General features: G+C 65.1%; 19 protein-coding genes. 8 read left to right on the top strand and 11 right to left on the bottom strand.

The genetic code is table 11. The features are described 5' to 3' along the window. Positions 1-22: 22 nt before the first annotated feature. A complete protein-coding gene (locus B9Z01_RS13930) occupies positions 23-646 on the bottom strand; it encodes a plasmid fertility inhibition factor family protein (RefSeq protein ID WP_085483911.1) in 624 nt (207 codons plus the stop codon). 363 nt (positions 647-1,009) lie between these two features. On the opposite strand from B9Z01_RS13930, the gene B9Z01_RS13925 reads away from it, so the two are divergent. The 3 genes from B9Z01_RS13925 (at position 1,010) to B9Z01_RS13915 (ending at position 5,230) form a co-directional block, all read left to right on the top strand. Then, positions 1,010-2,176: an MFS transporter gene (locus B9Z01_RS13925; RefSeq protein WP_085483909.1), complete on the top strand. Its 1,167-nt coding sequence runs from the start codon at positions 1,010-1,012 to the stop codon at positions 2,174-2,176. A gap of 125 nt (positions 2,177-2,301) precedes the next feature. Further along, positions 2,302-3,462: an MFS transporter gene (locus B9Z01_RS13920; protein WP_085483907.1), complete on the top strand. Its 1,161-nt coding sequence runs from the start codon at positions 2,302-2,304 to the stop codon at positions 3,460-3,462. Between the two features lie 127 nt (positions 3,463-3,589). Beyond that, positions 3,590-5,230: an outer membrane protein assembly factor BamB family protein gene (locus B9Z01_RS13915; protein ID WP_085483905.1), complete on the top strand. Its 1,641-nt coding sequence runs from the start codon at positions 3,590-3,592 to the stop codon at positions 5,228-5,230. A 44-nt stretch (positions 5,231-5,274) separates the two neighbouring features. Here B9Z01_RS13915 and fahA read toward each other — a convergent pair whose 3' ends face one another. The 3 genes from fahA to B9Z01_RS13900 form a co-directional block, all read right to left on the bottom strand. Further along, complete coding sequence (gene fahA, locus B9Z01_RS13910) at positions 5,275-6,573, bottom strand: fumarylacetoacetase (protein WP_085483903.1); 1,299 nt, start codon at positions 6,571-6,573, stop codon at positions 5,275-5,277. Beyond that, positions 6,570-7,928, bottom strand: a complete 1,359-nt coding sequence (gene hmgA, locus B9Z01_RS13905) for a homogentisate 1,2-dioxygenase (protein WP_085483901.1) — start codon at positions 7,926-7,928, stop codon at positions 6,570-6,572. The genes fahA and hmgA overlap by 4 nt, the downstream gene beginning before the upstream one ends. A gap of 78 nt (positions 7,929-8,006) precedes the next feature. Next, entirely contained in the window at positions 8,007-9,377 is a 1,371-nt protein-coding gene (locus B9Z01_RS13900; RefSeq protein ID WP_085483899.1) for an MFS transporter, read from the bottom strand. A 400-nt stretch (positions 9,378-9,777) separates the two neighbouring features. Between B9Z01_RS13900 and B9Z01_RS13895 the strand changes: the two genes are divergently transcribed. Next, complete coding sequence (locus B9Z01_RS13895; protein ID WP_085483897.1) at positions 9,778-10,611, top strand: EAL domain-containing protein; 834 nt, start codon at positions 9,778-9,780, stop codon at positions 10,609-10,611. A 26-nt stretch (positions 10,612-10,637) separates the two neighbouring features. Here the strand turns inward: B9Z01_RS13895 and B9Z01_RS13890 are convergent, their stop codons facing one another. After that, positions 10,638-11,423, bottom strand: coding sequence for an IclR family transcriptional regulator (locus tag B9Z01_RS13890; RefSeq protein WP_085483895.1), 786 nt, complete (start codon positions 11,421-11,423; stop codon positions 10,638-10,640). A gap of 95 nt (positions 11,424-11,518) precedes the next feature. Here B9Z01_RS13890 and B9Z01_RS13885 point away from each other — a divergent pair, with 95 nt between their 5' ends. Beyond that, positions 11,519-12,709, top strand: coding sequence for an acyl-CoA dehydrogenase (locus B9Z01_RS13885; protein ID WP_085483893.1), 1,191 nt, complete (start codon positions 11,519-11,521; stop codon positions 12,707-12,709). A 167-nt stretch (positions 12,710-12,876) separates the two neighbouring features. On the opposite strand, the gene B9Z01_RS13880 is transcribed toward B9Z01_RS13885, so the two are convergent. Then, positions 12,877-13,515, bottom strand: a complete 639-nt coding sequence (locus tag B9Z01_RS13880; RefSeq protein WP_085483891.1) for a peroxiredoxin — start codon at positions 13,513-13,515, stop codon at positions 12,877-12,879. Between the two features lie 353 nt (positions 13,516-13,868). On the opposite strand from B9Z01_RS13880, the gene B9Z01_RS13875 reads away from it, so the two are divergent. From B9Z01_RS13875 to B9Z01_RS13865, 3 genes are all read left to right on the top strand, one after another. After that, positions 13,869-14,171 carry an ElaB/YgaM/YqjD family protein gene (locus tag B9Z01_RS13875; protein WP_085483889.1) on the top strand — a complete coding sequence of 101 codons (303 nt, stop codon included), beginning with the start codon at positions 13,869-13,871 and terminating at the stop codon, positions 14,169-14,171. A gap of 132 nt (positions 14,172-14,303) precedes the next feature. After that, on the top strand, positions 14,304-14,690 hold the full coding sequence (locus tag B9Z01_RS13870; RefSeq protein ID WP_085483886.1) for a phage holin family protein: 387 nt from the start codon (positions 14,304-14,306) through the stop codon (positions 14,688-14,690). Positions 14,691-14,740: 50 nt separating this feature from the next. Further along, positions 14,741-15,247 carry a DUF3318 domain-containing protein gene (locus tag B9Z01_RS13865; protein ID WP_085483884.1) on the top strand — a complete coding sequence of 169 codons (507 nt, stop codon included), beginning with the start codon at positions 14,741-14,743 and terminating at the stop codon, positions 15,245-15,247. Positions 15,248-15,295: 48 nt separating this feature from the next. On the opposite strand, the gene B9Z01_RS13860 is transcribed toward B9Z01_RS13865, so the two are convergent. From B9Z01_RS13860 to B9Z01_RS13840, 5 genes are all read right to left on the bottom strand, one after another. Next, positions 15,296-15,727 (bottom strand): type IV pilin protein, encoded by a 432-nt coding sequence (locus tag B9Z01_RS13860; RefSeq protein ID WP_085483882.1) that lies wholly within the window; start codon positions 15,725-15,727, stop codon positions 15,296-15,298. 10 nt (positions 15,728-15,737) lie between these two features. Beyond that, a complete protein-coding gene (locus B9Z01_RS13855) occupies positions 15,738-16,280 on the bottom strand; it encodes a pilus assembly PilX family protein (RefSeq protein WP_244196034.1) in 543 nt (180 codons plus the stop codon). A 68-nt stretch (positions 16,281-16,348) separates the two neighbouring features. Next, complete coding sequence (locus B9Z01_RS13850; RefSeq protein ID WP_085483880.1) at positions 16,349-17,161, bottom strand: PilW family protein; 813 nt, start codon at positions 17,159-17,161, stop codon at positions 16,349-16,351. Next, the gene (locus B9Z01_RS13845; RefSeq protein WP_085483878.1) at positions 17,158-17,604 is read right to left on the bottom strand and encodes a type IV pilus modification PilV family protein; all 447 of its coding nucleotides are present in this window, start codon (positions 17,602-17,604) and stop codon (positions 17,158-17,160) included. The genes B9Z01_RS13850 and B9Z01_RS13845 overlap by 4 nt, the downstream gene beginning before the upstream one ends. Further along, entirely contained in the window at positions 17,601-18,161 is a 561-nt protein-coding gene (locus B9Z01_RS13840; protein ID WP_208625997.1) for a GspH/FimT family pseudopilin, read from the bottom strand. Before B9Z01_RS13840 ends, B9Z01_RS13845 begins: the two co-directional genes overlap by 4 nt. Between the last annotated feature and the right edge of the window lie 53 nt (positions 18,162-18,214).

Genomic DNA, 18,214 nt, shown 5'->3' with positions numbered 1-18,214 from the left:
CGCCAATCCAGCCCCCGCCCAACTAGACGCTGCCGTCGCCGCCCAGCTGGGTCGCGCGAATCACCGTGCGGGCGTCGTCGGCGGCGCCGCATAGCTCGCGCAGCAACGTGGCCTCGCGCTCGTGCACTTCCACCGGACACCAGCGCGCGCCCGCCTCGGCCAGATAGCGCGCGCGGTGCTGGCCATTGCGAAACGCCACCACGCCCTCGCGCTCGAGACCGAGCCAGCCGAGCACACCCGGCGCGCGGCGCGTCGAGATCGTCACGTACGGCATCTGCGGAATGCGGGCACTCTCGGGATCGAGAAACTCGCGAATGCCGCGTACCTTGCCCCCATGCCATTCGGCGACCGGCTTGAGCACGTAGTCGGTGTTGTCGCGATCCGCGCAGGCGAGCAGCTTGCGCAAATCGACCAGCACGACCTGGTGGCGCGTGCCATCGGTGACGAACACGCGCTTGAGCCGCACATGGTCGTACCACGAATGCTCGGTGAGCGGCACGATCCAGACCATCTCGGCACAGCCGGGCACGACGGCCGGCGATGAATTCGGCAAAGGCAGGGACAAAGGCAGGCTCGGCAAGCTGGCGGAAAACCGCCAGCGCATAAATAGAGCGCTAACGCTACGAGCCGGATGTGAAAGAAACATGACAGCCTGCCGGATTATTTACGCTGCATAAGCATGTTGCAACGCCGCCCCGATCAGCAGGCAAGCACCGACCTTCAAGGTACATAACGATGATAGTCACCCATCATTTCAATCACTATGTGCATATCGAGTCGAATCACGACAAAAGAGTCGCCACAACCGCGCTCTAGCGCCCGCCCACAGTGCCACGCCGCCCGCTTTCCACAAAAAACAACAGCCTTCCGGGCGGCCAGCACGCCTTTTCTGACTTAGGTAGAATCCCCTACTGTTTTCCCCTGATTCGGCACTGACGCTCTCGCCCCGATAACGTCGGCCGTGCGGCGCGTGTCCATCGCTCCGCTTCACACGTCACACCTCGTCACCATGCCTTTGCCCCTGCTTGCCCTTGCCGTTGCCGCGTTTGGAATCGGTACCACCGAGTTCGTCATCATGGGGCTGCTGCCCGACGTCGCGCGCGATCTGTCCGTGTCGATTCCGGCGGCCGGCATGCTCGTGTCCGCGTATGCGCTCGGCGTGACGATCGGTGCGCCGCTCGTCGCGATCGCGGTCGCCAACATGCCGCGCAAGAGGGCGTTGATGAGCCTGATCGGCGTGTTCATCGTCGGCAATCTGCTGTGCGCGGTCGCGCCGAACTACACGGTGCTGATGGCCGCGCGCATCGTCACCGCGTTCTGCCACGGCGCGTTCTTCGGCATCGGCTCGGTGGTGGCGGCCGGCCTCGTCGCGCCGAACCGCCGCGCGCAGGCAATCGCACTGATGTTCACCGGTCTCACGCTCGCCAACGTGCTCGGTGTGCCGCTCGGCACCGCGCTCGGCCAGGCGGTGGGCTGGCGCGCGACGTTCTGGGCGGTCACAGGCATCGGCGTGATCGCGGCGGCTGCGCTCGCCGTATGCCTGCCCGCGAAGATCGAGATGCACAAGGCGAGCCTCGTGCGCGAATTCAGCGTGCTGAAGAACCCGCAGGTGCTGATGGTGCTCGGCATCAGCGTGCTGGCGTCGGCGAGTCTCTTTTCGACCTTCACCTACATCACGCCGATTCTCGAAGACGTGACCGGCTTCACGCCGCACGCGGTCACGCTCGTGCTGCTGCTGTTCGGCCTCGGCCTGACGGTCGGCAGCACGCTCGGCGGCAAGCTCGCGGACTGGCGGCTGATGCCGTCGCTGGTCGCGTTCCTGCTCGCGATCGTCGTGATCCTGAGCGTATTCGCCGCGACGATGCACGCACCCATTCCGGCGATGCTGACGATTTTCGTGTGGGGCGTGCTCGCGTTCGCGATCGTGCCGCCGCTGCAGATGCTGATCGTCGATCGCGCGAGCCACGCGCCCAACCTCGCCTCGACGCTGAACCAGGGCGCCTTCAATCTCGGCAACGCGACCGGCGCGTGGCTCGGCGGCATGGCGATCGGCGCGGGCGCACCGCTCACGACGCTGCCGTGGGTCGGCGTCGTGAGCGCACTCGGCGCGCTGTTGCTCACGCTGTGGTCGGTGTCGATCGAGCGGCGCGCGCAGCGCGTGGCGGTGGCGGGCTGATTGGGCATCGCATAGCATTGCGGGCCGGGCAGCCCGGTCACGTGTGCGTGTGTCCGTCGCCGCGTGCCGCGTGCCGCATGCCAGGGGCTCGCGCCCGCTGCAGGCCCGTAGTAGCATCCCCGCCGATGAAAGTCATCTTCACCCGCGATTTCCTCGCGTTGATTCTGAGCGTCGCCGTAGTCGGACTCGGCAGCGGCGCGACGCTGCCCCTCACCGCCCTCGCGCTCACGCAAGCGGGCTACGGCACCGACGTGGTCGGCCTGCTGACCGCCGCGCAGGCGGGCGGCGGTCTCGCCATCGTGCCGCTCACCGGCTGGATCGCGGCGCGTTTCGGCGGCCGCCAGGTGATCGTCGGCGCAGTGCTGACAGTGGCGTTCGCGACCGCGCTGATGCAGCTCACCACGAACCTTTGGCTATGGGCGTTGTTGCGCGTGCTGTGCGGCGCGGCGCTGATGCTGCTTTTCACGATCAGCGAGGCGTGGGTCAACCAGCTCGCCGACGACGCGTCGCGCGGCCGCGTGATCGCGATCTACGCGACCAACTTCACGCTGTTCCAGATGTCGGGGCCGGTGCTGGTGAGCCAGATCGCCGACTTCCCGCAGGTGCGCTTCCTGCTGTGCGGCGCGATTTTTCTGCTTGCGCTGCCGTTGCTCGCGACGATCCGCAGCGCGCCGCTGGCGTCGAGCGAAGAGCATGCGGAACATGGCGGCTGGCGCCGCGTGCTGCCGCGGATGCCCGCGCTCGTGATCGGCACCGGCTTTTTCGCGCTCTTCGACACGATCGCGCTGTCGCTGCTGCCGCTCTTCGCGATGTCGCATGGGATCACGAGCGAGGTGGCGGTGCTGTTCGCCTCGGCGCTGCTGCTCGGCGACACGACGATGCAGTTTCCGATCGGCTGGCTCGCGGACCGGCTCGGGCGCGAGCGCGTGCATATCGGCTGCGGGGTCGTGGTCGTGGCGCTGCTGCCGTTGCTGCCATGGGCGATGAGTTCGCCGTGGCTGCGCTGGCCTCTGCTCTATGTGCTCGGCGCGGCTGCGGGTGCGATCTATACGCTCTCGCTCGTGGCGTGCGGGGAGCGTTTTCGCGGCGTCGCGCTGGTGTCCGCGAGTTCGCTGATCGGCGCGTCGTGGAGCGCAGCCAGCTTCGGCGGTCCGCTCGTGGCCGGCGCATTGATGAAGAGCGTCGGCAACGATGCGATGGTTGGCGTGCTGCTCTTCGCCGCGCTCGCGTTTCTCGTGGCGGCGTGGTGGGAGCGCCGGCGGATGGTGCTGCAAGCGGCGAGTTGATGAAGGAGCGCCAATTGCCGGCGCTTGCGATCCATACGCAGGGTGCTAATCTTCAACCCACGTTGTGCGGCATTTCGCCAGGCGGTCCATATTTCATGGCGCCGTCGCAAGCAACGGGGAGTCCGCCATGGTATCTCCGCGCGTGTTGCGCCGTGTCTGCCTGTTGGCCGCGGCAATCGCGATAGCCTCGATCGCAGCCGCGAACTGCGGCGGCGGAGGCGGTGGGGGCGGCGGCACGGGCACCTCGCCGGGCGGCACCGCGATGGCAGCCGTGCTCACCTATCACAACGACATCGCGCGCACCGGCCAGAACCTTAGCGAAACCACCCTGACACCCGCCAACGTGACGGCGTCGACGTTCGGCAAGGTCGGCTTTTTTAGCGTCGACGGCAAGGTCGACGCGCAGCCGCTCTTCGTCGGCTCGCTGCCGATCGCGGGCGGCACGCGCAACGTGCTCTACGTCGTGACCGAACACGACAGCGTCTTCGCGTTCGATGCCGACAGCGGCGCGACACTGTGGCAGGCCCGCACGCTAAACAGCGGCGAAACACCGAGCGACGATCTCGGCTGCGGCCAGATCACTCAGGAAATCGGCATCACGTCGACACCGGTGATCGACCGTTCGCGCGGAACGCACGGCACGATCTACGTCGTCGCGATGACGAAGGACGCGAGCGGCGCCTACCATCAGCGCATCCACGCGCTCGACCTCGCGACTGGTGCCGAGCTGCTGAACGGTCCCACCGAAGTCGCCGCCACCTACCCGGGCACGGGCGCGAGCAGTATGAATGGGAACGTGCCGTTCACGCCGTCGTTGTATGCGGAGCGCGCGGGCCTGCTGCTGCTCGGCAACGTGCTCTACACGGCGTGGACCTCGCACTGCGACGACGGCGGCTATACAGGCTGGATCATGGGCTACGGCGCCGACACGTTGCAGCAGACCACCGTGCTCAACGTCACGCCGAACGGCCTGGGCGGCGCGATCTGGATGAGCGGCGCGGGGCCGGCGTCGGACGGCTCGTCGATCTATCTGCTCGACGCCAACGGCACGTTCGACACCACGCTCACCGCGAGCGGCTTTCCGGCCAGCAACGACTTCGGCAATGCGTTCCTGAAGCTCGGCACGGCGGGCGGACTGTCGGTCGCGGACTACTTCGCGATGTCGAATACCGTGCAGGAGTCCGCCGGCGACATCGACCTCGGCTCCGGCGGCGCACTCGTGCTGCCGGATCTCACCGACGCGAACGGCGCCGTGCAGCATCTGGCGCTCGGCGCGGGCAAGGACGACATCATCTACGTGCTGAGCCGCGACTCGATGGGCAAGTTCAACGCGTCGGGCGACAGCATCTATCAGGAGATCCCGGCGCAGTTGATCGGCGGCGAGTTCGGCATGCCCGCGTATTTCAACGGGCGCGTCTACTTCGGCTCGGTCGGCGATCATCTGAAGGCCTTCACCGTGACCAGCGCGAAGCTGTCGAGCACGCCAACCGCGCAGAGCGCGATGACCTTCGCCTATCCGGGCACGACACCGAGCATCTCGGCGAACGGTAGCGCGAACGGCATCGTGTGGGCCGCCGAAAACGGCAGCGTCGCGGCCCTGCATGCGTTCGACCCGATCAGTCTCGCCGAGCTGTACAACAGCAACCAGATGGGCACGCGCGATCAGTTCGGCGCGGGCAACAAATTCATCACGCCGATGATCGCGAACGGCAAGGTCTATGTCGGCACGACGAATGGGGTCGCGGTGTTCGGCTTGTTGAAGGGATGAGGGGTGAGGGGCGAGGCGTGCGCGCCTCACGCTCAGCTTCGCGCTCAACCTCGCGCCGGCAGAATCTCTCCCGTACACGCGCCGAATCCCACGCGATACCCGTCGCCCTGGCACCAGCCGACGAGCGTCAACTCATCGCCGTCCTCGATAAACGCGCGTGTACCGCCCTCCTTCAACGCCAGCGGCTTCTTGCCGTTCCACGTCAACTCGAGCAGGCTCCCGTACGAATCGTCGGTCGGTCCGCTGATCGTGCCCGAGCCCATCAGGTCGCCGACCCGCGTGTTGCAGCCCGACACCGTGTGATGCGCGAGTTGCTGCGCCATCGTCCAGTACATGTGTTTGAAGTTGGTGCGCGTGATCGTGCTCGCCTCGCGCGCGTGTTGCGCACGCAACGTGACTTCGAGGTGAATGTCGAACGCATGCTCGCCGTCATGCCGCAGATACGCGAGCGGCTGCGGCTCCTGCACCGGCTGCGCGACGCGGAACGGTTCGAGCGCGTCGAGCGTGACGACCCACGGCGAGATCGTCGTCGCGAAGGTCTTCGCGTTGAAGGGGCCGAGCGGCACGTATTCCCATTGCTGGATGTCGCGCGCGCTCCAGTCGTTCAACAGCACCATGCCGAAGATGTGCGCCTCGGCATCGCCACAGGCAATCGGCTCGCCCAACGCATTGCCGCCGCCGATGATGAAGCCCGTCTCCAGTTCGATATCGAGCTTGCGGCACGCGCCGAACACCGGACGCTCCTGATCCGGCAGCTTCAGCTGACCGTTCGGACGCCGCACCGGCGTGCCGCTCACGACGACCGACGACGCGCGCCCGTTGTAGCCGATCGGCATCTCCGACCAGTTCGGCAGCAGCGCATTCTTCGGATCGCGAAACATCGAGCCAACGTTGGTCGCGTGCTCCTTCGACGAATAGAAATCGGTGTAGCCCGGAATCTGCACCGGCAGATGCAGGCGCGCGTCAGCCTGGCGCACGAGCGTCTTCGCGCGCAACGCGGCGTCATCGCGCAGCTTCGCGGCGTCGCGCGCGAGCAGCTGGCTCAACTGGATGCGCACGCTGCGCCACGCATCGCGGCCGAGCGCGATGAAGTCGTTCAACGCATCGCGCGCGAATACGCCCTGCGCCGGCGTGCTCAGGAGACCCGCCGCCTGCAACGCGGCGAGATCGACGATCATGTCGCCGATCGCGACGCCCACGCGGCGCGCGTCGTTCTGACGCTCGCTGAAAATGCCGAACGGCAGGTTCTGGATCGGAAAGTCGCTGGCCGGGTCGTTGGCCGACTCGACCCAGCTCTTGCGCGACGGATCGAGCGTCGCCTGAAGATCGTTCACCGCGTTCATCGTTGCTCCGGATTGAAGTGTTTCTTGAGACCTTGCCAGCACTCGTAGTAATGCGCCTGCAATTGCGCGGCTTCGAGCGCGAAACGCGTCGGCTTGATGAGCGTACGCGTCTCGAACATGAAGGCCATCGTGTCGCCGACCTTGTGCGGCTTCGACGTATCGGCATGCGAGGCTTTCTCGAACGTGTCCGCGTCCGGGCCGTGACCCGACATGCAGTTGTGCAGACTCGCGCCGCCCGGCATGAAGCCCTCGGCCTTCGCGTCGTAGACGCCGTGCACGAGGCCCATGAACTCGCTCGCGACGTTGCGATGGAACCACGGCGGGCGGAACGTATCTTCGGCGGCGAGCCAGCGCGGCGGGAAGATCACGAAATCGATCGTGTCGACGCCCGGCGTATCGCTTTGCGATTGCAGCACCAGAAAGATCGACGGGTCCGGGTGGTCGTAGCTGATCGAGCCGATCGTGTTGAAGCGGCGCAGGTCGTATTTGTACGGCGCGTAGTTGCCGTGCCACGCGACCACGTCGAGCGGCGAATGGCCGATGTCCGCGCGCCACAGGTGGCCGTTCATCTTCGCGACGAGTTCGAACGCGCCCTCGCGGTCTTCATACGCGGCATGCGGCGTGAGGAAGTCGCGCGGATTGGCGAGACCGTTCGAGCCGATCGGGCCCAGCTCCGGCAAACGCAGCAACGCGCCGAAGTTCTCGCAGATATAGCCGCGCGCGCTGCCGTCCGGCAGGCTCACCGCGAAACGCACGCCGCGCGGAATCACCGCGATCTCGAACGGCTCGATATCGAGGCGGCCCATTTCAGTCGCGATATGCAGACGCCCTTCCTGCGGCACGATTAGCAGCTCGCCGTCGGCGCTGTAGAAGAAGCGGTCCTGCATCGAGCGGTTCGCCGCATACAGATGGATCGCGCAGCCGTTCATCGCTTCGGCCGCGCCGTTGCCCGCCATCGTGATCCAGCCGTCGATGAAATCGGTCGGCGCGGTGGGCATCGGCAGCGGATCCCAGCGCAGCTGGTTCGGCGGCGTGGGCGGCACGTCGGCGGAAGTCGCGGCGAAATTGGCGACGAGCCGCGCCGAAGGCATCGCGGTGAACGGCTTGTGCACGGCCGCCGGGCGAATCCGGTACAGCCACGAGCGGCGGTTGTGGCCGCGCGGCGCGGTAAACGCGGTGCCCGAAATCTGCTCGGCGTAGAGCCCATAAGCCGCGCGCTGCGGTGAATTGCGGCCGCTCGGCAGCGCGCCCGGCAAAGCCTCGGTCGCGAACTCGTTCGCGAAACCGGACTGATAGCCCGGCTCGATTTCAGGCCGCAAGCGCGCGGCGGCCGGCGTGCGTGTTGAGGTATCCATACAAGGTTCTCCGCGAGTTTCTCTGCTGTTTCTCTGTTCTTTCTCTGCTGTTTCTCTTTTGATACACGATCTTTGCAATCAGGCCGGTTCCGCTTCGGCCGCGCGGCCGCGTTGCCGCGTCGCGCCCGCCAGCGCCACCACGAGTAACGCCGAGCACACCACCGGCACGGCCGCGGCATGGAACAGCGAAGCATTCGACCAGTTCAGCGCGATCAGCTGACCGCCGACGAGCGGCCCGATCACCGAGCCGATCCGGCCGATGCCGAGACTCCAGCCGATGCCCGTCGAGCGCAACGCGGTCGGATAGAAGTGGCCGGCGAGCGCGTTGACCGCCGGCTGTCCGCCGACCACGCAGAAGCCGCCCGCAAACACGACGACGAGCAGCCACGGCAACGCATGCGCAACCACGCCGATCGTGCCGACCGCGAACGCGGCCGCCGCGAAGCACGCGAACAGCACCCGCACGAAGCCTGCGCGCTCGATGAACCAGCCGAGCATCACGGTGCCGATCACGCCGCCCGTCTGCAGCACCGTGCCGACGATCACCGCCGTGCCCGGCGTATAGCCGGCATCGCGCATCACGGTCGGCAACCAGTTCGACAGGAAGTACAGCACGATCAGGTTCATGAAGCTGATCGCCCAGAGAATGACCGTGACCGGGCCGCGGCCCGCGCGGAACAGCTCGGCGACCGGCGCGCCGTCGCTGCGTTTCTCGCGCACCACGACGCGGGTGTTCGCGTCGATCGGCAGGGCCGGATTGAACTTCGCGAGCCAGCTCAACGCGCGCTCGCTGCGGCCCTTCAACACGAGAAACTGCAGCGACTCCGGCAGGATCGCCAACATCGCGAACGCGAGCAGCAGCGGCACCGCGCCGCCCACCCAGAATACCGCGCGCCAGCCGTAGGCCGGAATCAGCGCGGCGCTGACGAAGCCGCCGAGCGCCGCGCCGAGCGTGAAGCCGCACGACACCAGCATCATGCGCTTGACGCGATGCGCGGGGGTCGAGAATTCGCCGACCAGCGCCATGGCGTTCGGCATGATGCAGCCGAGCCCGAGGCCGGTGATGAAGCGCAGCGCGATCAGCGCGGGAATCGTCGCGACGAAGGGCGTCGCGAGCATCGACAACGAGAAGAAGAACGTCGCGCCGATCAGCACCGGCCGGCGGCCGATGCGGTCGGCCAGCACCGAGAGGCCGAGCGCGCCCAGCAGCATGCCGAACAGGCTCGCGCTGAACACCGGACCGAGCGACGTTTTCGCAACGTTCCATTCGGCGATCACGCTCGGCGCGACGTAGCCCATCGCCTGGGCGTCGAAACCGTCGATCAGGAGACACAGCCCGCACAGCGCGAGCAGCATCGCCTGGAAAGCCGGGCGATGCGTTTCGGCGAGCACGTGCTCGACTTCGATGACATTGGCAGCAGCGTGAGCCGCGGCGGGTTTGGCACTCATTCGGTCGTCTCCTTCACCCTGACTGGACTGGCTGCCGCACGCGTGGCGGCAACTCTGCGCAAGCGCGCCCGATCATCGCTGTCGCGCTGGAATTTACGTATAGTAAAACTAATTACGAATAGTGAAATTAACGTATACCCTGGAGGTAGGTTGGGAAAATCCGTCCTCAATCGGCCCCGAATCCACTCCCAACGCAGCTCCCAAAGCGACTCTCAACGCGGCTCCCAAATCGGCCCGCATACTCCGCGCCGCCCACCCGGACTGGGGTTCGGCCGATAACGTTATGAACATTTTGTTCATGTGCGCGCGGCGCGGACTGCTACCATCAAGGCATGCGCCAATCGCGTCGCGTTGTGCCACGCGCCGGATGCGCGTCCATCGCCGCCACTGATCCGATTTCATGATTCCGCCGACCATCCCCGATCTCATCGCTCGCGCCTCCCATCACCCGTTTCTCGGCGAGCATCTGGTAATGGGAGAAGGCGCGCACGGCGGCATCGCGCTCGCGCGCTTCGACGGCATCGAACTCGCGAGCGCCTACGAACCGATCTTCGACATCAGCGTGCATGCGCTCGCGCAGTCGCTCTCGAGCGGCGCGGAAGGCGTCGACCGCTTCGGCGACGAACTCGGGTTTCAGGCGGTCACACACCGGCTCGACGCGCCGCCGTTCGACGTGTTCGATCCATTCGACCGGATCGCCGACGATCAGCGGCTGGTCGCACTCGACCGCATGTCACGCGCGCTGCACGCAATCAATTTCTTCGGCGCGCAGCGGCATGGGCTGCTGTTTCTGCGCGTGCACGAGCGGCTGCTGAAGAGCGTGAAATACGACCACGGCCGGCATTTTTCGAGCGTGCTGGTGTCGTTCGGATTGAACCCGGCGCGGGTGGTGATCGAGCTGCCGGCGGCGGCGGTCGCGCACAAGACTTTTCTTGGTTATCTGACGCGCAGCTATCAGCACTACGGGTTCAAGGTCGCGGGCAATCTGTCGAACGCAGGGCAGATTCTGTCGGTGTCCGAAACAGCCCGGCTCGACTTCATCAAGATGGATGCGGCGATCGCATTGCGCGACGCGACGGTCAAACCGCTAGTCGGCTATGCAAACCGGCTGCGCGTGCCGCTGATTTTCAATCGTGTGATAGATGACGCACAGTTCCTCGCGCTCCAGCAGTACGACGTGCGCTTCGTGCAGGGGCCGCTGTTCACCGCGCATTATCACGACCGGGCGGCGTGAAGGTGTTGGCGGGCTCAAGAGCACCGTCAACCCGGCTCCCCCAGGCGCCGTGCCAGCGCCTTCAAGCGCGGCGCGACATTCTCGCGAAACACTTCTTCCCCCATCGACGACGCCGGCCCGCTGCAACTGAGCACGAGCCAGCCCCCTTCGCGCGGTTCGCGAAACGGCACCGCGACCGCGTTGACGTCGTCGTGCCACGAGCGAAACGAATAGCAGCAGCGCTCGGTCGCGAACGCGGCGATTTCCTTTTCGGCCTCGGCGACGAGCGCCGCCCCCGCCTTGCCCGCCGCCTTCTTCAACTCGGCGATGAGCGCGGTGCGCACGTCGAGCGGCTGCACGGCCAGGTACGCGCGGCCCATCGAGCTTGTCAGCATCGATAGCTTCGAGCCCGATGCGAGCCCGAGCGTCAGCGCGGTCTCGCTGCGGATCGTCTCCAGATAAATCATGTCGAGCCCATCGCGGCAACCGAGCGACACCGCTGCGCCCACCTCGCGCGCAAACGAGCGCAGATGCGGGCGCGCAAGCTCGAGCGTGTCGGTGCCCGAGAGCAGCGCAAAACCGAGTGACAGCACGCCGGCGTCGAGCGCATATTTGCCGTGCGTTTCATCGAGCCGCAAATAGCCGAGCACGGTCAGCGTATAAGCGAGGCGATTGACGGTCGCCTTCGGCAAACCCGTGCGCTCGACGAAATCGCGGTTGCCGAGCATCGTTTCGCCCGGTCTGAATGCGCGCAGCAGGTCCAGACCGCGTGCAAGGGCCACGACGAATTTGCGTTCGTCGAGCGGAGCGGAGAAAGTGGAAGGTAGCGTCATAGGGTGATACACTCGGGTGTCGTTTGCAAAACATTGTTCCTCACAGCGGAACTCTAGTCAAGCTTGAACCGAGCAGGAAAATCAGGAGATACGTCATGGCCGTAGCCGCGCAGTTTCACTGGGAAGACCCGTTGCTGCTGGATCAGCAGCTCACCGAAGACGAACGCATGGTGCGCGACGCCGCTGCGGCTTACTCGCAAGACAAGCTGCTGCCGCGCGTGCTCGAAGCGTTCCGTCACGAGAAGACCGACATCGAGATCTTTCGCGAAATGGGCGAACTCGGCCTGCTCGGCCCGACGATCCCCGAACAATACGGCGGCCCCGGCCTGAACTATGTCGCGTATGGCCTGATCGCGCGTGAAGTGGAGCGCGTCGATTCCGGCTACCGCTCGATGATGTCGGTGCAATCGTCGCTCGTGATGGTGCCGATCCACGAATTCGGCTCGCCGGAGCAGAAGGAAAAATATCTGCCGAAGCTCGCCCGCGGCGAGTGGATCGGCTGCTTCGGCCTGACCGAGCCGAACCACGGCTCCGATCCGGGCAGCATGGTCACGCGCGCGAAGAAAGTGGACGGCGGCTATTCGCTGTCGGGCTCGAAGATGTGGATCACGAACTCGCCGATCGCCGACGTGTTCGTCGTGTGGGCGAAGCTCGAGGAAGACGGCAAGGACTCGATCCGCGGCTTCATCCTCGAGAAAGGCTGGAAGGGCCTGTCGGCGCCGGCGATCCACGGCAAGGTGGGGCTGCGCTCGTCGATCACCGGCGAGATCGTGCTCGACGAAGTGTTCGTGCCGCAAGAGAACATCATGCCGGGCGTGAGCGGTCTGCGCGGTCCGTTCACCTGTCTGAATTCGGCGCGCTACGGCATCGCGTGGGGCGCGCTCGGCGCCGCCGAGGCGTGCTGGCATACCGCGCGTCAGTACGTGCTCGATCGCAAGCAGTTCGGCCGGCCGCTCGCCGCGAACCAGCTGATCCAGAAGAAGCTCGCCGACATGCAGACGGAAATCACGCTCGGACTGCAAGGTGTGCTGCGCCTCGGCCGCATGAAGGACGAAGGCACCGCGGCTGTCGAAATCACCTCGATCATGAAGCGCAATTCGTGCGGCAAGGCGCTCGACATCGCCCGCCTCGCGCGCGACATGCTCGGCGGCAACGGTATCTCGGACGAGTTCGGCATCGCCCGCCATCTCGTGAATCTCGAAGTCGTGAACACGTATGAAGGCACGCACGACGTTCACGCGCTGATTCTCGGCCGGGCGCAGACGGGTATTCAGGCGTTTTTCTGAAAAACAAAACCCCACGCTCCGAAAAACGTGGGGTTGGTCAGCAGTCTGAAGCCGGTTCGTTCGAACCGGCTTTTTCTTTATAGCAAGCCAGGCTGCGAGCGGTGCCGCGGACCTCGTTGCCAGGGGCGCGGCGAAGCTGGCGCCGCGAAGCGCGTGTGGCGCTCCGCTTACTTGTTCGGCTGCGGCGTCATGCGCAGATACGGACGCAGCGCCTTGTAGCCCTTCGGGAATTTCTGCTTGATGACGTCCTCGTCCTGCAGCGACGGGACGATCACCACGTCATCGCCCTGCTTCCAGTTGCCCGGCGTCGCGACCGAGTGACTGTCCGTCAGTTGCAGCGAGTCGATCACGCGCAGCACTTCGTCGAAGTTGCGCCCGGTGCTCGCCGGGTACGTGATGATGAGACGCACCTTCTTGTTCGGATCGATCACGAAGAGCGAACGGACCGTGAGCGTTTCGTTCGCGTTCGGGTGAATCATGTCGTACAGCTCGGACACCTTGCGATCGCCGTCCGCGAGAATCGGGAAGCCGACGCTGGCCGCCTGCGTCTCGTTGATGTCCTTGATCCACTCCTTGTGCGACTCGGCGCTGTCGACCGACAACGCAATCGTCTTCACATTGCGCTTTTCGAACTCGCTCGCGAGCTTGGCGGTCAGGCCAAGTTCGGTCGTGCACACCGGCGTGAAGTCGGCCGGGTGCGAGAACAGCACGCCCCAGCCATTACCGAGCCATTCATGAAACCTGATGCGACCGACACTCGACTCCTGCTCGAAATCCGGCGCAATGTCGCCAAGACGTAGACTCATGGTGCAATCTCCTTTAGGTATTCGGAAAGTATCCGGATGTGTTGTACGCGAGTGTTTACCCACGGCGCCCCGAAAAGATAAAGCATACGGCAGCGACGGTGTATGACGAACGAACATCGCGTCACTACTTTATGCGTTTTTGTAATTTTCTCCCATTTGGAGGAAACTTTGCGGGACAGATCAACTCCATCTAATGCCGGTCTGGAGCAGACTGTCCTCAAACAGATGCCATAACGCTTTGTGGTAGCGGGAACGGTTCGTGCGATGACTGGGAGCAACCGGGCATCGCGCTCGCCAGCGGCCGTTTCTTTGGTTACGATTCACGCGTGGCGTGTGACAAAGGGGAGCTGTCAATGTCGGAAATCAACAAGGAGAGATTGATGTCGGATATCAAAACCGTCCTCGCGGACGCTGAAGACCTGCTGAAACAGGCCGCGAGCGCTACCGGCGAGCGCGCCTCGGAATTGCGCGAAACCGCGCTGACGCGACTGAAGCAGGCGAAGGAAAAGGCGGCCGACGTTCAGGTCGTGGTGGTCGAGAAAGGCAAGAAGGCCGCCCGCGCCACCGACGACTACGTGCATGAGCATCCGTGGGCATCGATCGGCATCGCTGCCGGTATCGGCGTGGTGGTGGGGCTGCTGATCAATCGCAAGTAAAGCCGGTGAAGCCGCCGGAGACAGCATCTCCGGCGCACCGGCAAATCGGGCGGACCGGCGGGAGCCTCGCCGGTCCGCTTCCGCTGGCGCGCGTGCGCGCCGGTTAGGCCCTCACGCGCAACGCCCACAGCCATGACGACCGAAACTCAATCGCAGCGCGCAGAACATAGTCCGTTGCGCCGCATTATCAGTTCCGTGTTTGCCATTCTGCAGACGCGGCTCGAACTGGTGGGCATCGAACTCGCCGAAGAAAAAGACCGTCTGCTAGGCGTGCTGTTTCTCGGCCTTGCCGCGATGATGCTTGCCACGATGGCGCTGATCGCCCTGACCGCGCTGATCGCCATCGCCTTCTGGGACACCTACCGCCTGCAGGCGCTCGCCGGCATCACCGTGGTTTACGCCATTGCGGGCCTCGCGTGTGCGCTGAAAGCGCGCAGCGGTTTGCGCAACGCGCCGATGGTGTTCGAAGCCACCATCGCCGAGTTCGAGAAAGACCGCGACGCGTTTCGCAGGCCGTGACGCAGCCTGATCGCCTCTGATCGCCCCACCACCACTGCCGCCGACACGCCATGAGCCAACCCCGTCCCGATACCGCATTTCGTCACACGCGCCATCCGTCGAGGGATCTGAGCGCGCCGCACCTGCGGGCGCTGCGCAAGGAACTGCTGCTGGTACGCGCGGACGTCGAGCGCGTGGAACTCCTACACGCCACCATCGAATTACGCCAGGCGGTCACGCACTTCAGCTGGCTCAGGTTCATCATTCCGGGCTTCGGCGGCATCCGCATGGGCAAGGGGCAGAAGGCAGGCGTGTTCAACGCGGGGACCATCGGCGCGATTCTCAAGCAGTATCCTTTCGCGAGCTCGATCATCTCGATGCTGCTCGCGAAGCCGCTGCGCGCAACGGTCGTTGCCAGTGCCAAGCCCGCCCTCAAGTGGGGCAGCATTGCGCTCGCCGCATGGGAAGCGTTTCGAATCTGGCAGCAGATGAAGAGCGACTCCGCGGCAAATCCAGTGGCGTCCACGACAGCGGAGTCCACTGCGCAGAAGGCCGATTCGACGGACAGCGGCTATTGAAGCATTGAAGCCGCTCGTCTTGCGCCACCCATGCCGCTGCTCAGCGGGTTACGACGTATTCCAACATTCACTGCTCGCCGGCGTCGCGCCGCCCGCCTCGTTTCTGTTGCTTCGCAGCCCTGTCGCATCGAGCGTGAACGTGCCGCAGGGATCGTCGCGCATCGGGCCGGTTTCCGCTGGCATCGCTTCGATCGAATAGCCACCGTTCGCGTCGTCCGCGGACAATACGCGCAGCCGGTAAATCGGCGTGCCGAATTGCGGCGCCTGATCGAATCCCGCAGGTAATGTGGGCACACCGTCGCTCGCCGCGCCCTCGACGAATTGCGCCGCGCGATACAACGCGGACGCCGCATCGACTCGATGGGTTCGCGCGATATGACTGCGGTACGAAGGAATCGCAAATACGGCCAATGTGGCGGCTATTGCCAGCGCGATCATCAGTTCGAGCAGCGTGAATGCGGATGTGTTCGGCCTCGTCATGCACCTCCCGTCAGAATGGCCTCGCGGCGACACGCCGCCAATGACGCTCGATCGCGCCATCCTCGATCACCAGTTCCATCTGCAACCAGACCTGCGACTCGCTAGTCTGGCCGAAACCACGCGCGCTCAGCAGATAGGCGGTTGCATTCTCACGGCTCGCAAGACGCCAGGGTTCGACGAGGCACTGCGGCGCACGCTGCGATCCTGGCCATTGCGCGACGGGCGTAACGGCGCCGGCTTCGAACGCGGCTTCGAGCTTCCATTGGGCTGGCTCGCCAGATGCGGGCGGCGGTGCGCTCGCGTCGACACCCATTGCAAGAACGCTGCGCTCGCACAAGGTCAGCGCCGAATCGGCAGCGTGAAAAGCCTGCAGATAGTCGCGCACGTTGGTCGCCGCACGTGCCGCTGCGAGCGATGTTTCGAACCAGATCGCCGACGTGGTCAGCATCATCGCCGAAATCAGCAGCACGATCGGCAGAACGACGCCGCGTTGGCGGGCGCGTGGAGCACGAACGGGGAAATTGAATGGGAAATCCGGACCCGCCACGCGCATCGACTTCATATGACGCCCGCGGTGTGTCCCATACAGGCGACGACCTTCCCGCATTTTCTCGCGAGCCGTCACGATGAAGCCTCCATCTCCGCACGATTGCGTAGCGCAACGTGCCGCGAGAACGCCTGCCGCGGCCGCAAGTCGGCACCGAGCGTGCTCATGCCATCGCAATCGACATAGCGCGAACGCTGCCCTTGCGGCGCGCCGCGCACGATCACACAGAGATCGACCGCAACGACGCTGTCCCATTGACCGGCCAGCACCGCCGACGCATCGATCGCGTCGGGCGCGCCTGCCAGCCAGTAGCGCAACCGCACGCGCTCGACACCCTCCACCAGCGGCTGCGCGGTCCCCGCGTTGCCATTGCCGTCGCAGTAAAGCTCCGGCTCGCCCGTCGAGCCGCTCACACTGGCAAAGTAGCGGTTGACGACCGGCACGCCCTGATCGCCGAGCATCGCGTCACTGCTCTTCACGGCTTGTCCCACACAATCGGTTATCTCTGCGCTCGAGGATAGCCACGTGGACACGCCGTCGCCGACATAACGGATCGCAACGCCATCCGAGCCGGTACTCAATGAGGTGCAGCCAGGACTCGCGTCCGCGCCCGTCGGACGGCCACCCGAACAGCCGAACAACGGCGGCGGAGCGCCGTAGCCGGGAACGTCGGCGGGAACGAAGCCGGCCATCTGCAATTGCTGGCCGATCAGCATCAGCGCGGTCAAACCGGCTTCGCGAATCCGCGTTGCATTGCTCGCGCGCTCGAACGCACCGCGCTGCGTCGTATAGAGCGATATGGCGCCTGCTGTCACGATCAGTCCCAGCGCCATTGCAATCACGAATTCGACGAGCGTATGACCGAGAATGGAATGCCGCCTCCTCATTTCACGAATGCCAACGCAACGCAGGAAGTGCCAGCGGGAGCCTCCACGCCACCGCAAGACTCCGGCTTGTCGATCACGTCGCCGGCACCGGGCAGATCACGCACGGAAGCCCAGGTCACGCGAGCCGTTGCCACTGCGCCGCTCTCTCCTGTCGATGCTTCGCCATGCGGCAGGAGAACGCCCGCACGAGCATTCCATTGGTTGAGCGCGGCAGCGTTCGCCAAGGAGCCGCGCATCGCTTCGGCAACCGAGTCGGCTATCCACGCAGCGCTTTCGCGCAGCGTCATCGCGCGGGCTTCGCGTGCGCTCCACAATTGACCGGCGATCAAACCCAGCGCTGTCACCGCGATCAGTGCGACGGCGAGCATGACCTCGATTAGCGAACTGCCCGCGCAGACCGTCGCACGTTTGCGCAAACAGGTGTTCGGCGCAAACCGCATCATGATGCTGCTCCGCATGCACCCTCGGAGATTCGCGCGCGGCCACCTGCCGCAATGCGAATGCAGCGCCGCCACGCGTCCCCCTGCATCGCTTTGGATGGACTTCGCGGCGCGATATCGAAGTTGCGGAAAGCGCCGATCAGTTGACCGGCCGGCGGTGTGAACGTCAGATCCGTTTGCACGCTGGTGATGCTCACCGCGGCGAGCAACGGTTGCGCGCGAAGCAGCGAGAGTTTGCCGCCACGCTCGGTGAACACTGCCCAGCCGCAAGCCCAGTCGGCGATGGCCTCGCCGCATGGTTGCCCCGAGGCGAGGCAGGCGCGCGCCGCATTGGCCCGGCAGACAGTCACGCGTGTGCCGCGGCGCAAAGCCTCGCTGCGCGCATAGGCAAACGTCGACAACAAAGCTTTGGCGCGCGCGTCGACCTGATCGCGCACATGCCACGCGACGAACGATGGCGTCGCCATCACGGCGATGACGGCCAGCAGCGCTATCACGGCCAACGTCTCGACGAGAGTGAAACCGGCGCGCGATGGCCGGCAAATCGCATTGCATTTCATCTGCATCCCTGAGCATTTCGAACGGATGCAGACAATCTAGCGGTTTGCGAATG

This window comes from Paraburkholderia susongensis, from assembly GCF_900177725.1.
Lineage (GTDB): Bacteria > Pseudomonadota > Gammaproteobacteria > Burkholderiales > Burkholderiaceae > Paraburkholderia > Paraburkholderia susongensis.
The sequence above is the reverse complement of the archived record's forward strand: the minus strand, read 5'-3'. Positions and strand labels throughout refer to the sequence as shown.

Bases quoted from the DNA above. Each gene is read 5' to 3' on its own strand.
- B9Z01_RS13930 (WP_085483911.1), bottom strand. From the start codon at position 646: ATGTTTCTTTCACATCCGGCTCGTAGCGTTAGCGCTCTATTTATGCGC.
- B9Z01_RS13925 (WP_085483909.1), top strand. From the start codon at position 1,010: ATGCCTTTGCCCCTGCTTGCCCTTGCCGTTGCCGCGTTTGGAATCGGT.
- B9Z01_RS13920 (WP_085483907.1), top strand. From the start codon at position 2,302: ATGAAAGTCATCTTCACCCGCGATTTCCTCGCGTTGATTCTGAGCGTC.
- B9Z01_RS13915 (WP_085483905.1), top strand. From the start codon at position 3,590: ATGGTATCTCCGCGCGTGTTGCGCCGTGTCTGCCTGTTGGCCGCGGCA.
- fahA (WP_085483903.1), bottom strand. From the start codon at position 6,573: ATGAACGCGGTGAACGATCTTCAGGCGACGCTCGATCCGTCGCGCAAG.
- hmgA (WP_085483901.1), bottom strand. From the start codon at position 7,928: ATGGATACCTCAACACGCACGCCGGCCGCCGCGCGCTTGCGGCCTGAA.
- B9Z01_RS13900 (WP_085483899.1), bottom strand. From the start codon at position 9,377: ATGAGTGCCAAACCCGCCGCGGCTCACGCTGCTGCCAATGTCATCGAA.
- B9Z01_RS13895 (WP_085483897.1), top strand. From the start codon at position 9,778: ATGATTCCGCCGACCATCCCCGATCTCATCGCTCGCGCCTCCCATCAC.
- B9Z01_RS13890 (WP_085483895.1), bottom strand. From the start codon at position 11,423: ATGACGCTACCTTCCACTTTCTCCGCTCCGCTCGACGAACGCAAATTC.
- B9Z01_RS13885 (WP_085483893.1), top strand. From the start codon at position 11,519: ATGGCCGTAGCCGCGCAGTTTCACTGGGAAGACCCGTTGCTGCTGGAT.
- B9Z01_RS13880 (WP_085483891.1), bottom strand. From the start codon at position 13,515: ATGAGTCTACGTCTTGGCGACATTGCGCCGGATTTCGAGCAGGAGTCG.
- B9Z01_RS13875 (WP_085483889.1), top strand. From the start codon at position 13,869: ATGTCGGAAATCAACAAGGAGAGATTGATGTCGGATATCAAAACCGTC.
- B9Z01_RS13870 (WP_085483886.1), top strand. From the start codon at position 14,304: ATGACGACCGAAACTCAATCGCAGCGCGCAGAACATAGTCCGTTGCGC.
- B9Z01_RS13865 (WP_085483884.1), top strand. From the start codon at position 14,741: ATGAGCCAACCCCGTCCCGATACCGCATTTCGTCACACGCGCCATCCG.
- B9Z01_RS13860 (WP_085483882.1), bottom strand. From the start codon at position 15,727: ATGACGAGGCCGAACACATCCGCATTCACGCTGCTCGAACTGATGATC.
- B9Z01_RS13855 (WP_244196034.1), bottom strand. From the start codon at position 16,280: ATGCGCGTGGCGGGTCCGGATTTCCCATTCAATTTCCCCGTTCGTGCT.
- B9Z01_RS13850 (WP_085483880.1), bottom strand. From the start codon at position 17,161: ATGAGGAGGCGGCATTCCATTCTCGGTCATACGCTCGTCGAATTCGTG.
- B9Z01_RS13845 (WP_085483878.1), bottom strand. From the start codon at position 17,604: ATGATGCGGTTTGCGCCGAACACCTGTTTGCGCAAACGTGCGACGGTC.
- B9Z01_RS13840 (WP_208625997.1), bottom strand. From the start codon at position 18,161: ATGAAATGCAATGCGATTTGCCGGCCATCGCGCGCCGGTTTCACTCTC.